Origin of the sequence: Streptomyces sp. KPB2, assembly GCF_003950055.1 — a bacterium.
In the GTDB taxonomy this organism is placed as follows: domain Bacteria; phylum Actinomycetota; class Actinomycetes; order Streptomycetales; family Streptomycetaceae; genus Streptomyces; species Streptomyces salinarius.
In genome coordinates this window covers 7,915,654-7,931,491 of record NZ_CP034353.1, presented here as the reverse complement: position 1 = coordinate 7,931,491, position 15,838 = coordinate 7,915,654, and the positions used below count along the sequence as shown (strand labels likewise).

Genomic DNA, 15,838 nt, shown 5'->3' with positions numbered 1-15,838 from the left:
TGTCTTTACAGCCTCGCGACCGGGATGGCTGACTTCGATCGATCCCTGCACATCTAGGCAGTTTCGTTTGGATCACCGGGCGGACCAGAGGAAGATGCCCGCGATGTGGAGTCCGGCCAGGTAGATGGTGGCGGTCTTTTCGTAGCGGGTGGCGATACCACGCCACTGCTTCAGGCGGTTGATGCACCGCTCGACGGTGTTGCGCTGCTTGTAGGTCTCGCGGTCGAAGGCCGGTGGCCTGCCGCCCCGGCTGCCCCGACGTAGCCGGTGTGCGCGCTGGTCTGCGGGGACGGGGATCACTGCCCGGATGCCGCGCTTGCGCAGGTGCTCGCGGATCGCGCGGGAGGAGTACGCCTTGTCGGCCAGGACCAGGTCCGGCCTGGTGCGGGGTCGTCCTCGTCGGCGGGGAACGCGCAGGCGGGCCATGACGTCGGTGAACGCGGGTGCGTCACCGGCCTGGCCTGCGGTGAGAACGAACGCCAGGGGCCGGCAGCGGGCGTCGGCAGCGAGGTGGATCTTCGTGGTCAGTCCGCCGCGGGACCGGCCGATGGCATGGTCGGTCGGCTCGCCGGCCGGGGCCCCCTTTTGCGGGCTCCGGCCGCGTGCTGGTGGGCCCGCACGATGGTGGAGTCGACCGAGACGGCCCAGTTGAGGTCCTCGTCCGCGTCTGCCTGGGCGACCAGGGCGGTGAAGACTCGCTCCCAGGTGCCGTCGACGGCCCACATCCGCAGCCGGTTGTAGACCCCTCGCCAGTTGCCGTACTTCTCCGGCAGGTGAACCCACTGCGTGCCGGTCTGGAACTTGTAGGCGATCGCGTCGATCACCTCTCGATGGTCTCGCCAGCGACCACCTCGCCTCGGCGTCCGGTCCGGGAGCAACGGCTCAATCCGCGCCCACTGCGCATCAGTCAACGGCACACCCGAACCAACGACCGACTGATCCAAACGAAACTGCCTAGTCGGTGAGGTCCCCTTGCCCATCCCCTGGTCCCGCGGACGCGGGCTGACCGTCGGCATCGCCGCCCTTTTGGTGCTCACCGCGACGGCCCCGGCGGCCCCGGCGGCCCCCGCGCCCCCCACCGCTCCGGCGGGTCCGACCCGCGTCCTGACGCTGATCACCGGCGACAGGGTCACGGTGACCGGCGAGGGAGGGGCCGAGACGGTGCTGTCGGTGACCGACACCCGTGGCAGGAGCGGCGGCGCCCATGTGATGTCGGTGGGCTCCGACACGTACGTCTATCCCGAGGCGGCCGTCCCGTACCTCGCCTCGGGAGCCCTGGACGGGCGGCTCTTCAACGTCACTGAGCTGCTCGAGGACGGGTACGACGACGCGCGCGCCGATGAACTGCCGCTCATCGTCACCTACACCGACACGGCGGCCCGCTCGCGCAGCGCCAGGACGCCCGAGGGTGCCCGGCGGACCCGGACGCTCAGCAGCATCCAAGGTGCCGCCATCGCCGCGGAGCACTCCCGCGCGGCGGACTTCTGGACCTCGCTCACCGGTACCGGGGACACCTCGGCCGACGGCTCGACGGCCCGGTCGGCCACGTCCGGGGGCCGACTGGCCGGCGGCATCGCCAAGGTGTGGCTGGACGGCAAGGTGCGGGCAACGCTGTCGGACACGACGGCGCAGATCGGAGCCCCGGAGGTCTGGTCGAGCGGGAACACCGGTGAGGGCCTGGGCGTCGCCGTCCTGGACACCGGCATCGACGCGGGCCACCCGGACTTCGCCGGACGCCTCGCGGCCACCGCGAGTTTCGTGCCGGACCAGGACGTCACCGACCGGAACGGGCACGGCACCCACGTGGCGTCCACCGTGGCCGGGACCGGCGCCGCGTCCGGCGGGGTCGAGAAGGGCGTCGCCCCGGGGGCGTCGCTGCACATCGGCAAGGTCCTCGACGACAGCGGGAGCGGTCAGGACTCCTGGGTCCTCGCCGGCATGGAGTGGGCGGTACGCGACCAGCACGCGAAGATCGTCAGCATGAGTCTGGGGGACTCCCCCACCGATGGCACCGATCCGCTCAGCGAAGCGGTCAACCGGCTCAGTGCGGAGACCGGAGCGCTGTTCGTCGTCGCCGCGGGCAACTCCGGCCCGGAGGCGTACACCGTGGGCACGCCCGCTGCCGCCGACGCGGCGCTGACGGTGGGTGCGGTGAACGGTCCGGGCAAGGGCGTCGACCAGCTCGCGGACTTCTCCAGCCGCGGTCCCCGCGTGGGGGACAACGCCATCAAGCCGGACCTGACCGCCCCGGGTGTGGGCGTGCGCGCCGCGCGCTCGCAGTACGCGCCGGAGGGTGAGGGCGCCTACCAGTCCCTGTCCGGCACCTCCATGGCCACGCCGCACGTGGCGGGCGCCGCAGCCCTGTTGGCCGCCGAGCACCCCGACTGGACGGGGCGGCGACTCAAGGAGGCACTGGTCGGCACCACCGCCGGCACCCAGCGCTTCAGCCCGTTCGACGCGGGCAGCGGGCGGGTGGACGTGGCCGCCGCGGTGCGCTCGACACTGCTGGCATCCGGTGACGCGTTCGCGCAGACGCACTACCCGTACACCCCGGGCCAGACCGTCCGCCGGGACGTCACCTACACCAACTCCGGCCCCGCGCCGGTCTCGCTGGATCTCGCGCTGAGCCCCGCCGAGCTGCCCGAGGGCCTGTTCACCCTGTCGGAGGCACAGGTGACCGTGCCCGCCCACGGCACCGCTTCCGTCGGCGTGATCACCCATCTCGACGCGGCCGAGGACAACGGCGCGTACGCCACCCGCCTGGTCGCCACCGGCGCCGACGGAGACGTGCTGGCCCGCACCCCGGTCGGGGTGAACAAGGAGGGCCGGCGGGCGACCCTGGCGCTGACGGCGAAGGACCGCCACGACGAGCCGCTGTCCGGAACCGTCATCCTCAAGGACGTCGAGCGCGACACCGCGCCGAAGGTCTACTCCGTGGACGCCTCGGGCCGCCTGGACCTCCGGTTGTCCCCGAGCACCTACTCGGTGTGGATGAACTCCGCCGTGCCCGGCGTCGACGGCACGCGCACGCTGGGCTTCGCGATGTTCACCGCACCCGAGGTCGTCCTCGACGCGGACCGCACGGTCGCCTTCGACGCCGACGACCTGCGCAAGGCGACCGCCGTGACGCCACTGACCACGGCCGACCAGTTCCTGCGGATCGACCAGTACCGCGGCAACACCGGGCTGTTCCCCTTCGTGGACAGCTACGTGGTCGAGTACTGGCGCTACGACAGCCTGTGGGTCACACCCACGCCCGAGGTGCGGACGGGCTCGTACACCTTCGCGACCCGCTGGCGGCGGATCCAGCCTCCGCTGACGTTCTCCGCGGGCTCGCAGACCTTCGACGACGTCACGGTTCAGAGCCTGTCGCCCGAACTGCCCGAGGGTACGCGTGCCCACCGGGCCGTCTGGGCCGGTGACGGCTCCGCGGCCGCGTTCCGCGGGGTCGACGTCCGGGATCGCGTCGCGGTCGTCCGCCGCAGCGACACGGTGGCCCCGACGGACCAGGCCGCCGCGGCGGCGAAGGCAGGGGCGCGTCAGCTCCTGATCCTCAACGACGGGTACGGGAAGTTCGACCCCTGGGCCGACCTGCCGGAGGCCGCCCCGCTGCCGGTGGCGTCGCTGGGCACCGACGACAGCACGCGGCTGCTGGCCCGGCTCCGCGGGACCGGCACGACCACGCTCCAGGTCGTCTCCCACCCCTCCCCCCCCCCCCCCCCCGTTACGCCTACGACCTGGTCCGCCGCCACGACGGCGCGGTCCCGCGGGACCCGTCCTACCGCCCGGGCCCCGGGGAGCTGGCACGCGTCGAGGACACGTTCCGCGACACGTCGCAGGGCCGTGCGGTCGAGTACCGCCAGGACATCTCCCTCCTCGACCGTCCGCTGGGCATCGTGCCCACCCGGGTCCGGGCCCAGGGTGAACTCACCTCGTGGGTCACCGCGGACGACGACGTCCGGTGGGTGTCCTTCGCCTCCAGGGCCGACCTGGGCCAGCGGGGCGTGGCGCGCACGTACGAGCCGCGCAGCACCACCCGGGAGACCTGGTTCGCCCCGGTCCAGCACCCGCGCCTGCTCAGCGACGACGGCACCAGTGGGCAGGGCCCCTTCCGGGCCGGTGACAACATCAGCACCTCCGTGATGACCGCGTGGGGCGACTCCGGCGGGCACGCGGGCGTCGTCTGGGCCGACAGCGACACGTCCCGGATCTCGCTCCACCAGGGCGATGAGCTGCTCGGCGAGGACGTCAACGAACGGATCGTCATGGTCGGGAACCTGTCGCCCGACCCGAAGCCCTACCGGCTCGTGCTGGAAGGCAGCCGGAACCTCCCTGACCGCCCGTACTCGACCCGTACCCGCACCGTCTGGGACTTCACCTCGGCCACCACGGATCCCACCCGCCTCACACCGCTGCCCCTGGTGCAGCTCGACTACGCGGTGGACGCCGATCTGTCGGGCCGCGCCCACCGCCGCACGGAGCTGACCGTCACGGCCTCGCACCTCAAGGGCGCGGCGGGAGCCGGCGCGATCCGCACGGCGACCGTGGAGGTGTCGTACGACGACGGCGCCACCTGGCACCGTACGGCACTGCGGACTTCGGAGGACGGCTGGACGGCACGGCTCGACGCACCGGGCAAGGCGCGCTACGCGAGCTTGCGGACGACGGCGAAGGACACCGGGGGAAACGGCGTCAGCCAGACCCTGATCCGCGCCTTCGGCCTGCGATGAGCGCCGGGTGGTGAACATCTCCGGCCAAGTGTCCCGAGGTCATCGGGACGAGGCCTCGGGTTCGTCGAACAGCTTCGAGAGAAACGCGTCGGTGCCGAGCCGCGACGACTCCGTACCGGCCGGGACATGCAGGTACGTGCGGTCGAGCCACTCCCCCAGTTCCGGGACGGGCAGGCTGAAGATGGCTATGCCACCGGGTGCGTTGATCTGGAGCCACGCGGTCTCCCGGCCGGTGGGGGTGTCGGCCCACACCTGCACGTCTCCCAAGCCGCTCGTGGCGCGCAGGCCCTCGTGAAGCAGGTCGCGGCCGACGTGCCAGGTGACCGGTGGGGCGCCCTCGGGAGCGAAGCGGATCGTGACGAGGAGAGGATGGTCGGGATCGTAACGGAACTCCGCAGGCACGTCCTCCCACTCGAGAGCACCCGTCATCTGGCTGAGGCACAAGGAGAGAGGGAGGAGAGCGTGCGCGGCCGAGTGTTGTGCCTGCACACTGTGGTGGTCACCACTCATGACGGCGATTCCTTCCGGTTGGGCGACATGGGATCACAGTCACTGTGGTCCGGGACAGCCGGAAGTTCATCCGTCGGTTGACGGTAGGAATCACACGGAGACCCGTGAGAGGGAAAGGCGTGTCACACCAGGCCGCTGCGCGGACCGATCACTGCGGGCAAGTACCACTACAGTACGTGTCAGCGTGGCAAGACAGTGGCACCCACGGCCGGTGCGGCGGCACCTGAGGCACGCGCCGGTCGTGCCCGACGCGCTCCTCGAAACAGTTTCACCGCGGTAACGACAATCCGGCGGAGCCCGCTCAGTCCGAGGCCGGCTGGTCGTCTCCGAGCGCGGCCAGCGCTGCGGAGAGCCTGCCGCGGCTGGTGATGCCCAGGCGTGGATAGATCCGGTACAGGTGGGCTCCAACCGTCCGGTGCGAGATGAACAGGCGCTGGCCGATTTCCCGGTTGCTGAGCCCCTGCGAGGCCAACTCGGCGATCTGCCGTTCCTGAACCGTCAGGCTCTCCCCCTTGCTCGGGCGCCGACGTCCGTCCGACTCCCCCGCGGCACGCAATTGCTCACGGGCCATGTCGGCCCAGGGTTGCGCACCGACTCGGTCGAACTCGTCACGTGCGAGCCGCAGCGGCTTGCGCGCATCCACGTTCCGACGCTGTCGGCGCAGTCGCCGGCCGTGCTGCAGATGGAGTCGGGCACGCGACAGGGGCCACGTGTCCGGCAGTGCGGACAGCGCGGAGTCGTAGCGTTCCTCGGCGGTGTCGTCCGGGGCGAGGACTGCCGCACTGTAGGTGCGAGCGACGATCATCATTTCTGAGGGCAGCCGGTCCGCCAGCTCCGGCAGCTCGGCCAGCAGGTCTCGCGCCTGTTCGGTCCGGCCCGCGGCCGCGGCCGCGTCCACCAGGTCCGGGACGAGCAGCCAGCGACTGGTCGAGTGGTAGTGCGGGTCCGACTTGTCGAAGGCACGCGCGAGAGCGTCGTACGCCTCCGCGGCGCGGCTGTCGAACAGGGCGAGGAGACCGTCGACCTGCTGCGCCATGACGCTCGCGAAGGGCATGACGGGGAAGAGGCTGTGCGCTCTCAGCTCCCGAACGCTCCGAGCCGCTGCTTCGCGTTCTCCCCGCAGCACCGCCGCGAGCGCCGACGTGGCCTTGAGCCCGAGCCAGACGATCCACTCCCCGGTCTCCTCGGCGAGCGCGATCCCTTCTGCGGCCTCTTCCCGGGCCTGGGCCAACTGCCCGAGGTACAGACGCGGCCAGGATCCCGCCAGGGATCGCGCGAGCAGCCCGAGGCGGCCCTGCGACCGCCACACGGCAGCCGCCTGGGCCAGATGGCGAGTGGCGCGGCCGATGTCACCGATGACCATCGAACCGCTGCCGAGGTAGTGCAGCAGCCGGCCGTCCTCCCGGTCCGGCTCGAGCTTCTCGAGCCGTGCGATCAGGTCGGCTCCATGGCGGTACGGCTCCGTGTAGGCCCGTACCGTCAGGACGTGGGGGGCGTCCGGGTCTGGCTTCCACCGGTCCAGTTCGGAGGCGGCCTGGGCCCGCACGCGTGCGTCGCCGTCCTGGAAGAAGCATCGGGCGGCCGCACGCCACAGCAGGTTCTCCGCGACGTTCGTACTGCCGACGTCGAACGCCCCCGCTGCGGCGTCGATCATGTCCTGAATACGGCGTTGTGGCTCATCGGGCTCGAAGGCGGCCTTGTCGGAGACCAGCATGAGGCGGGCCCGCTCCGTGGGACCCAACTCCGCCAGGTCGGCTCTGTCCAGCAGGATCTGGGCCTGGACGCGGTCGTTGATCTCGCTGGCAAGCTCGGCCGCACGGACCAGAAGGCCGGTCTGGCGACGTGCGTCGTGCACCAGCTCGCCGGCCTGGCGCAGGGCCGGTACGGCCGCGGCCAGTTGCCCTCGTCTCAGTGCGTCGTCCGCGAAGCGCTCCAGCTGACCGGCCAGTTCGTCGTCCGGCCCGAGCGTGGCCGCGGCGAGGTGGACGAGCCGCCGCCCGGGTGATCCCCCCAGCGTCTCGGCCAGGGCCCGGTGGGTGGACAACCGGTCGGCGACGGTGGCCCGGGTGTAGATCGCGGAGCGCATCAGGGGATGCCGGAACTCGGGTGTGCGGCCGGTCAGAACCACCAGTCCGGCGTCGACGGCCTCCTGCAGGGCGTACACGGAGACTTCCGAGCCCGTGAGACGGCTTGCCACGTCGAGGAGCTGGCTCAGTGGCGCGGTGGGCTCCGCCGACAGGACCAGGAGGAACGTCCTGCACTCACGGGTGAGCGAGTCGGTGCGGGAGGCGAACGCGGTCTCCAGTCGCTGGGTCAGGGGCAGATCGTCGAGCGGGGGCGAGCTGCCCTGAGCCGCCCTCGGCAGTTCGACGAGGGCGAGGGGGTTGCCGGCGGCGCGCTCCAGGATGCGGGCCCGCACCGCGTCCGCCAGGCCCGGGGCGTCGGCGTCCAGCAGTTCGGCCGCCGCCGCCGGGGAGAGGGGTTCCAGAACGAGTTCGGCGTGGGTCCCCAGGCTGTACGTGCCCGGTGACGAGGTTCTTGCCGCACCGATCATGAGGATGGGGAGGTCCCGGGTACGCCGGGCCACGAAACCGAGCACGTCACGGCTTGACGAGTCGACCCACTGGAGATCATCGACGAGCAGCAGGAGGGGCTGGCGGTCGGCGGCGTCGGCGAGCAGCTCGAGCACCGCCATCCCGACCCGGTAGATCTCGGGTTCCCCCTCACTGGCCCCGAAGGCGCCACCGAGGGCCTTCTGGTAGGGGCCCGGCAAGGCGTCGGCTCCGCCGAGAACCGGTTGGAGCAGCAGGTGCAGCGCGGCGAACGGCAGCCACTGTTCGGTCTCGACGCCGGAGGTGCGAAGGACTCTGACCCCCTGGTCAGAGGCATGGGAACCGAACGTGCGCAGCAGAGAGGACTTTCCGACCCCGGGGTCTCCGCGGACCAGCAGAGCGTCGCCCTTGCCTGCCACCGTGCTCGAAAGCAGGCCGTGCAGGACCTCCAGTTCCTCGTCCCGACCGATCATGCCGCGAGCACCGATACCGGTCCGGACGATGCGCCCCTCAGGCGCATCGTGGTCGGCCGTTCAGCCGCCGTGTCTCTTCGTATCGGGCTCAGCGTCTGCTGCACACCTCTGATATCGGCCACGGTTCCGGATTTTACCTGCCTCTGACCTCTTCCGTTGGGACGGGTCCGGCTCGGTCAACAGTCGAATGACTGCCGGATGACTCTCTGTCCACGACTTCCGCGCGCTCCGACAGGGGTCGTACGCGAGGGACGCCGCCGGCCCACCGACCGGGTCGGTGGGCCGACATGCGAAACGGGCAAACCGGGGTCGTTCCTCTGGTAGGCGCCCCCTTCAGGACCCAGAGATGGCACGTGTGCCTTTACCTTTCCTCGACTGCGGCGCCGGTGACATCCGACTGCGCCCACGAACAATTTGTGACACCGTGTTACGTTGGTCATCCGATGACACCGTTGCACGGTGAAACGTAAGAGAGTGACGACAAGTGGATCTCAAACTGGAAGTTCTTGTACTGCCCGTCTCCGACGTCGACCGGGCGAAGGCCTTCTACGAGGCGGTCGGGTTCCGCCTGGACGCCGACCACGTCACGGACGAGACCTACCGTGTCGTCCACATGACACCCCCGGGTTCGCCCTGCTCGGTGCTCTTCGGCACCGGCGTCACCCTGGCCGCCCCCGGGTCGTCCAAGGGCCTCCACCTCATCGTCTCGGACATCTACGAGGCCCGCGACGAGCTGGTCGGCCGGGGTGTGGAGGTGGGCGAGATCTATCACGACACCAGCGACATCTTCCACCGCTGCACGGGCGAGAAGTGGATCGGCGGACCCGACCCTCAGCGCCGCAACTACCGCACGTACGCGGACTTCACCGACCCGGACGGCAATGGCTGGGTCCTTCAGGAGGTCCCGAACCCCTAGGGCTTCGTCGCAGGGCCCCTGTCGCACGGCAGGGGCCCTGGGGCAGCTTGCGGAGCGACCGGCCGCGGGTTGAGCGACCCGTGCACAACACACTGTATTACTGCTGCGTCTGACGCTGAACAGTGTGACCCCGTGAAGGCTCCGTCGCGGGACAGCGTCTTCCGCTCGCCGTGTCACAGACTCGCCGGGTACCCGGTCTCAATGATCACGCGGTCTCGACGACCGCAACGGCCCGTGACATGGGCTCAGTTGCCGTGCGGACACGGTCACCGATCCGGCGGCGAGGACGGTCCGAGCCGGACCCGCGCGGCGAAGATGCTTCAGGACACCTCGGTTACGTCATCAACGGCGCCGTCCGCACAGGGCCCGGTCGTCCCGATCCACGGCCGCCCCCGCGGTCGTACACGGAGAGGAAGAAGCCCATGTTCGAACGCATACTCGTTGCTGTCGACTCCAGCCCCAAGGAGTCATGGTCCACGCGCTCACCACTCAGATTCCCGGCGTGATCTCCGAAACCGCGGCCGATTGGCAAGCGGACCTCCTGGTCCTGACGCCGCACCACCGCGACGTGTTCGGCGCGCTGTTGGACCCTCGGGTGAGCGACGCCGTCGTCCACAAGGGGCGCACGTCAGTGCTCCTGGTGCCGGAGAACGACGAGTGCGATCCGGTCGAGCTGCCGGTGTCGGACCGCTGAGGCCGGTGGATTCCGTCTGGCTGTGACGGCCTTGACGAAGAGGCGGGGACGTTCGCCGGGCCCACGCCTCCCTGCCGCCACCGGCTGGACGCCGTCGGCCGCATCGGCCGCCCGCGTCGTCGCATCCGGGCGGTACGGAAGCGGATTGTGCGTCAGGACCGGTATTCGGGTGCCGCGTACTCGAACGTCGGGCCGGCGGCCTGGCCGTCCTCGTCCTGGAGGGCCATCAGCCCCTGCGCCTGTGCCTTGAGTGCGTACATGGTGCCGACGGACATCCCCAGCATCGCCGGGTTGCCGTTGAACGCCTGCTCCAGCATCTGAAGGATCTTGCAGTAGGTCTGGTTGAACACCTCCTGCGCGGCTCGGATCGCGCTGCCCTCGGGGTGGTCCGCGAGCCGCGGGTTGGGCCGAACGGGACGAATGCCGGCCTCGTCCAGGGTCACCGGCTCGCCGGTGGGGCCGGAGTCGGGCGTGTCACCGGTCCGGTAGCGCCGGCCCAGGGCGATTTCCTGGAAGCGGTAGTAGTGGGAGACCGCCTGGTTCCCCGGGTGGAACATGTCCTTGTCGCCGTCCCAGACCTCAACGCGGGAGGCACCCTCGCCCTGCTCGACGATCTCGTCGAGGGCGGCGAGCGCCGAGCTGAGGTCGGTGACCGGAGCGAGGTGCCCCGCCGTGTGGACGAACGGGCCGCCGGCGACCTGACGGGCCGGGTCCCCGACGAATACCTGGTCCTCGCCCAGTTCGGCGCACAGGTACCGCAGGCCCCTCTCGATCGCGGCGTAGAACTGGCCGATCGTCTCGTAGTGGTCGCCCTCGGCCGGGTCTCCGGGGTGGGCGGGCTGTTCCAGACGCAGAAACAGTCTGAGTGCCTCCTTGCCGAACGGCAGGAGGGACAACTCGATGGACGGGTCGGCGTGCGGCATGGTCCGTGGATGGGGTGGCAGCATGTGGGGCGCGTCCAGGACGGGGCGGCCACCGACCGCGTTGAGCAGGTTGGCTGCCAGCGCGAGGTGGATCATCTCCTCGACGAAGACGCCGCCGATGAGCTGCACGGCGTCCGCGTTCCGCTCCGCGTCCAGGGAATAGAGGGCGGTCAGATACGGAGGCAGCGTGGAGTGTTCGACTTCGATGGCCCACTGCAGGTGCCTGCGCAGGTCGTCCAGCGTCGTGATGCCGGTCGCCGATTCGTTGTCTGGCATGTCGGTCAGGTCCTCAGACATGGGGGGGGGCTCACTTCGGTCTCGTAGCGCAAGGGGACACCGGCCGCCGGGAGTCGCGGAACCGACGGATCGGGCGGCGGGCCCTTGGTGTCATCGCTCTGACCGCCGAAGTCGGGCATCTGTGACACGGACCAGGAACTTCCCAGGTACTTCACACTGTTGGCGAACGTCGCATAGTCACTTCGGCGCACTGAGCACGTGAGATAGTGTCATCTGCGTCGGCCGCCGGTCGGTTGTGCCACGGCTCCCGGCCCCGCTCCGCTGGTCGATTCCATGATCTGGTCCCGTCCGGGCCTGTTCCTCCGTCCCCACTCGGGAAGTTCTCCGAAAGGTATGTCTCATGGCCGAGTTGTTCTACGACACCGACGCCGACCTGTCCATCATCCAGGGCCGCAAGGTCGCGGTCATCGGGTACGGCAGCCAGGGCCACGCCCACGCCCTGTCGCTGCGCGACTCCGGTGTCGACGTGCGCGTCGGTCTGCACGAGGGCTCCAAGTCCAAGGCCAAGGCCCAGGAGCAGGGCCTGCGTGTCGTGTCGGTGGCCGAGGCTGCCGCCGAGGCCGACGTCATCATGGTGCTCATCCCGGATCCCATCCAGGGTGACGTCTACGACAAGGACATCAAGGACAACCTGAAGGACGGCGACGCGCTGTTCTTCGGCCACGGCCTGAACATCCGCTACGGCTTCATCAAGCCCCCGGCCGGCGTGGACGTCTGCATGGTTGCCCCCAAGGGCCCGGGTCACCTGGTGCGCCGTCAGTACGAGGAGGGCCGCGGCGTTCCCTGCCTCGTGGCCGTGGAGCAGGACGCGACCGGCAGGGGTCTGGAGTTGGCCCTGTCGTACGCGAAGGGCATCGGCGGCACCCGCGCCGGCGTCATCAGGACGACCTTCACCGAGGAGACCGAGACCGACCTCTTCGGCGAGCAGGCTGTCCTCGCCGGCGGTGTCACCGCGCTGGTGAAGGCGGGATTCGAGACCCTGACCGAGGCCGGCTACCAGCCGGAGATCGCCTACTTCGAGTGCCTGCACGAGCTGAAGCTGATCGTGGACCTCATGTACGAGGGCGGCCTGGAGAAGATGCGCTGGTCGATCTCCGAGACCGCCGAGTGGGGCGACTACGTCACCGGCCCGCGGATCATCACCGACGCCACCAAGGCCGAGATGAAGAAGGTCCTCGCCGAGATCCAGGACGGCACCTTCGCCAAGAACTGGATGGACGAGTACCACGGCGGCCTGAAGAAGTACAACGAGTACAAGAAGCAGGCCTCCGAGCACCTGCTGGAGACCACCGGCAAGGAGCTGCGCAAGCTCATGAGCTGGGTCGACGAAGAGGCGTGACATGCAGGGAGGCCGGTGGGCGCGCCGCCGTGGCGGGCCCACCGGCCTCCCGGTCAGCCCTTGTCAGCCCATTTCCTCCAGTGCCTTGCCCTTGGTCTCCTTCACGAACTTGAGCACGAAGGGGATGGAGAGGGCGGCGAAGACCGTGTAGATCACGTAGGTGGCGGAGAGGTTCCAGTCGGCCAGCGACGGGAAGCTCGCGGTGATGGCCCAGTTGGCGATCCACTGCGCGGAGGCGGCCACGCCCAGCGCGGCGGCGCGGATGCGGTTGGGGAACATCTCGCCGAGGAAGACCCAGACGACCACACCCCACGACAGGGCGAAGAAGAGGACGAAGACGTGGGCGGCGATCAGCGCGACCCAGCCCTGGGTGGCCGGGAGCTTGCCGTCGACCAGGTCGAAGGAGAAGGCCCACGCCTCCAGCGCCAGGCCGATCACCATGCCGACGGAGCCGATCAGGGCGAGCGGCTTGCGGCCGACGCGGTCCACGAAGATCATCGCGATCACGGTGCCGACGATGTTGATGATCGACGTCGTGAACGAGTAGAAGAACGACTGCGTCGGGTCGACGCCGACCGACTGCCACAGCGTCGAGGAGTAGTAGAACGCGACGTTGATGCCGACGAACTGCTGGAAGACGGAGAGGCCGATGCCGATCCAGACGATGGGCTTGAAGAAGAAGCTGCCGCCCAGCAGGTCCTTGAAGGAGGACTTCTCCTCGCGGTGCATCGCGTGCTCGATCTCGGCGACCCGGGCGTCGAAGTCGACGTCCTTGCCCTCGACCTCCCGCAGGATCTCCTTGGCCCGCTCGCGCTTGCCCACCGAGAGCAGGAAGCGGGGGGACTCGGGGATGGCGAAGGACAGCAGGCCGTAGAGGATGGCCGGGATCACCATGACGCCGAGCATGACCTGCCAGGCCTCCAGGCCCATCAGTTCACCGCGCTGGTCGCCGCCGGCAGCGTTCAGCAGACCCCAGTTGACCAGCTGGGAGACGGCGATGCCGATGACGATCGCGGCCTGCTGGAAGGAGCCGAGCCGGCCGCGGTAGGCGGGCGGGGAGACCTCGGCGATGTAGGCGGGGCCGATCACCGAGGCCATGCCGATGGCGAAACCGCCGATGATGCGCCACATCGCCAGGTCCCACAGCGCGAAGGGCAGCGCGGAGCCGACGGCGCTGACGGTGAAGAGGACCGCCGCGATCTGCATGCAGCGGATACGGCCGATGCGGTCGGCGATCCGGCCCGCCGTCGCGGCGCCGATGGCACAGCCGATCAGGGCGACGGCGATGACCTGGGCCAGTACCGCGGAGCCGACGTCGTAGCGGTCCCGGATGGCCTCGACGGCACCGTTGATCACGGAACTGTCGTAACCGAACAGGAAACCGCCCATCGCAGCCGCCGCCGCGATGAAGATGACGTGCCCGAGATGATCGGGATGAGCCGTCCTGGCTCCTGGACTGGGTGCCTGCGATGTGCTGGCCACGTGTACTCCTCGGGCTACCGGCAACGCTGCCGGGTCACGTATGGGCGAACTCTCGTCCGTAAAGACCGTCTTTACCCGACCGATGTGACACATATATCCCGTTTCAGGCGGAAGTACGCTCCAACTCCGCTCCATGCCTCGGCACTCCATGCCTCGGCAGCGGCTCAGCGCCAGTAGTCGCCCAGTCGGTCGGTGCGGGACAGTTCACGCTGCTCCCGCGGGGTCAACGGGCGTGGGACCGCGGCCGCTTCGACGGCCTTGACCGCGCCCTCGCCCAGTACTCCCCCGGCGCGCAGTTCCTCAAGGAGCCGGGACAGGGCGTCGGTGTGCGCCGCGACCTGTTCCAGGGCCCGGTCCAGCCGCGGCCGGGCTGCGAGGTCCAGCGCGGAGGGTGGCGCTTCGGGGCTGCCCTCGTCGCCGACGAGTTCCAGGAGGTGGCGCCGGCCCCCCTCCTCGGCCCGCTGCCACACGCAGCGTCCGAAGCGCATGCGCACCGGTGTGTCGCTGATGCCCCGGCGTGTGACGTCGTACCAGGCACCGGGCCTCCTGAGGAGTTCCTCCAGGTGCTCGTCGTCCTCGCCGTTCAGCTCCGCGACGACCGTCACCGTGATGGTGTCCTCGTCGGCCCGTTCCCTGTACATGCCCGGGACGATGCGCAATCCCTCGACGTCGAGAGCTTCGGCATACAGGATTTCGACCTCCTGAATCTCGATCCGGTAGACGTAGATCTCGGGCCGGCGGCCCTGGGAGGACGCGGTCCAGCCCTCCGAGACGCGCCAGGCCGCGTCGCTTCCTTGCAGGTGGTCTCCGTCCGGCGTGGCAGCCGCCTTGAGTTCGGCGTCCAGTTCCTGGTGCCGCTCGTCGGGTACGTGCAGTTGCAGGGCGTACCGGCGCAGGAGCCGACCGCTGTGGGCGGAGGTGACGGGAGGCAGTTCGGCGGCCGTGATCTCGCGGAACGCGCCGAGCAGCGTGAGGTTGAGGGTCGTCATCAGCGGTTCTCTCTCGTGCCGTTCGTGTCGTCGGGGTCAGGAGGTGCTGTCCGGCGCGGGCCGGCCGGCGAACCATTCCCGGTAGGTGGTTCGCGCGATGAAGGCGTCGGGGCCCGGCAGCAGGTCCCGGAGCCGCGCGCCGTAGAAGGGGCTGCGGACGTCAGTACGGACCTGCCGGTACTCCGCCTCCGTCAGCAGGGCCGTGCGCACGAACGCGTCCAGCCGGAACTGCTCGGGACCCGCGATCTCACGGACTCCGTTCAGAGGCCGTGTCACGGCGGTGTGCGCCAGCAGCGTCGCCACGTCGGTGAGGGAGACCGGTCGCACCTCGGCGGGTGGAACCCACACGATCCAGTCCTCGGTGGCCGCCGTCGCGATGTCCTCCGCCGCGTCGAAGGTCTGTGTGGCGCGAAGGATGGAGTAGGGGATCCCGGACCGCCGCACCATGGCCTCCCGGTTCCTCAGCGCCCGAAAGACACCCTCACTGCCGATGCGGTCCACGCCGACGACGGAGAGGCACACATGGTGACGGACGCCGGCGGCGGCTCCGGCCCTGAGGATTTCACCGGTGGATCGGGCCCAGGAGTCCACGAGGGCCGCCTCGTCCACGACCAGACCGTGATCCTCCGAGAGGGTGCCTATGTCGGCGGACGGCTGATGGGCGAGGTCGACGACCACGGAACAGCCCCGCAGTGCCTCCGCGACCTCGTCGCAGGTGAGGGCGTGCGGGCCGTCAGGGGCCTGGACGAGAGCGACCTCGTGTCCGTGGTCCCTGACCCAGAGCGCGGTCTCCACGCCCATGAGGCCTTCACCGTCGACCACCACGACCTTCATACGAGTGACCCTCCTGGCCTTGTGCCACCGACCGGACCGTGCGAGCAGCCGCGGGACGGTGTCGGTGCGTCCGCCGGCGATCGGCTGAGCGTTTGACCG

At 69.8% G+C, this 15,838-nt stretch carries 11 protein-coding genes and 1 pseudogene; 5 read left to right on the top strand and 7 right to left on the bottom strand.

The genetic code is table 11. The features are described 5' to 3' along the window. Nucleotides 1-72: 72 nt before the first annotated feature. Nucleotides 73-980, bottom strand: a protein-coding gene (locus D1J63_RS35945) for an IS5 family transposase (RefSeq protein ID WP_241235660.1) whose coding sequence is annotated in 2 segments (ribosomal slippage) — nt 73-584 and nt 584-980 — 909 coding nt in all. Because the reading frame shifts where the segments join, the coding sequence is not laid out codon by codon here. On the opposite strand from D1J63_RS35945, the gene D1J63_RS35940 reads away from it, so the two are divergent. Then, nucleotides 973-4,143 (top strand): S8 family serine peptidase, encoded by a 3,171-nt coding sequence (locus tag D1J63_RS35940; RefSeq protein ID WP_241235659.1) that lies wholly within the window; start codon nt 973-975, stop codon nt 4,141-4,143. The genes D1J63_RS35945 and D1J63_RS35940 overlap by 8 nt on opposite strands. Beyond that, entirely contained in the window at nt 4,143-4,730 is a 588-nt protein-coding gene (locus tag D1J63_RS37440; protein ID WP_241235658.1) for a hypothetical protein, read from the top strand. Before D1J63_RS35940 ends, D1J63_RS37440 begins: the two co-directional genes overlap by 1 nt. 39 nt (nt 4,731-4,769) lie before the next feature. On the opposite strand, the gene D1J63_RS35935 is transcribed toward D1J63_RS37440, so the two are convergent. Together D1J63_RS35935 and D1J63_RS35930 are read right to left on the bottom strand one after the other, a co-directional pair. Continuing rightward, nucleotides 4,770-5,159 (bottom strand): SsgA family sporulation/cell division regulator, encoded by a 390-nt coding sequence (locus D1J63_RS35935; RefSeq protein ID WP_241235657.1) that lies wholly within the window; start codon nt 5,157-5,159, stop codon nt 4,770-4,772. Between the two features lie 382 nt (nt 5,160-5,541). Then, entirely contained in the window at nt 5,542-8,265 is a 2,724-nt protein-coding gene (locus D1J63_RS35930) for a helix-turn-helix transcriptional regulator (protein WP_125634877.1), read from the bottom strand. 484 nt (nt 8,266-8,749) lie between these two features. On the opposite strand from D1J63_RS35930, the gene D1J63_RS35925 reads away from it, so the two are divergent. Next, nucleotides 8,750-9,181, top strand: a complete 432-nt coding sequence (locus tag D1J63_RS35925; protein ID WP_125634875.1) for a VOC family protein — start codon at nt 8,750-8,752, stop codon at nt 9,179-9,181. A 391-nt stretch (nt 9,182-9,572) separates the two neighbouring features. After that, a pseudogene (locus D1J63_RS35920) lies at nt 9,573-9,875 on the top strand (universal stress protein); the annotation flags it as partial. A 152-nt stretch (nt 9,876-10,027) separates the two neighbouring features. Here the strand turns inward: D1J63_RS35920 and D1J63_RS35915 are convergent. After that, a complete protein-coding gene (locus tag D1J63_RS35915; RefSeq protein WP_241235656.1) occupies nt 10,028-11,074 on the bottom strand; it encodes a ferritin-like protein in 1,047 nt (348 codons plus the stop codon). 361 nt (nt 11,075-11,435) lie between these two features. Here D1J63_RS35915 and ilvC point away from each other — a divergent pair, with 361 nt between their 5' ends. Further along, the gene (ilvC, locus tag D1J63_RS35910) at nt 11,436-12,434 is read left to right on the top strand and encodes a ketol-acid reductoisomerase (protein WP_125634871.1); all 999 of its coding nucleotides are present in this window, start codon (nt 11,436-11,438) and stop codon (nt 12,432-12,434) included. Nucleotides 12,435-12,497: 63 nt separating this feature from the next. On the opposite strand, the gene D1J63_RS35905 is transcribed toward ilvC, so the two are convergent. The 3 genes from D1J63_RS35905 to D1J63_RS35895 form a co-directional block, all read right to left on the bottom strand. Next, nucleotides 12,498-13,916: a sugar porter family MFS transporter gene (locus tag D1J63_RS35905; RefSeq protein WP_125628644.1), complete on the bottom strand. Its 1,419-nt coding sequence runs from the start codon at nt 13,914-13,916 to the stop codon at nt 12,498-12,500. A 164-nt stretch (nt 13,917-14,080) separates the two neighbouring features. Next, nucleotides 14,081-14,905: a hypothetical protein gene (locus D1J63_RS35900; RefSeq protein WP_125634869.1), complete on the bottom strand. Its 825-nt coding sequence runs from the start codon at nt 14,903-14,905 to the stop codon at nt 14,081-14,083. A 36-nt stretch (nt 14,906-14,941) separates the two neighbouring features. Continuing rightward, the gene (locus D1J63_RS35895; protein WP_125634867.1) at nt 14,942-15,739 is read right to left on the bottom strand and encodes an NAD(P)H-binding protein; all 798 of its coding nucleotides are present in this window, start codon (nt 15,737-15,739) and stop codon (nt 14,942-14,944) included. Nucleotides 15,740-15,838: the final 99 nt, after the last annotated feature.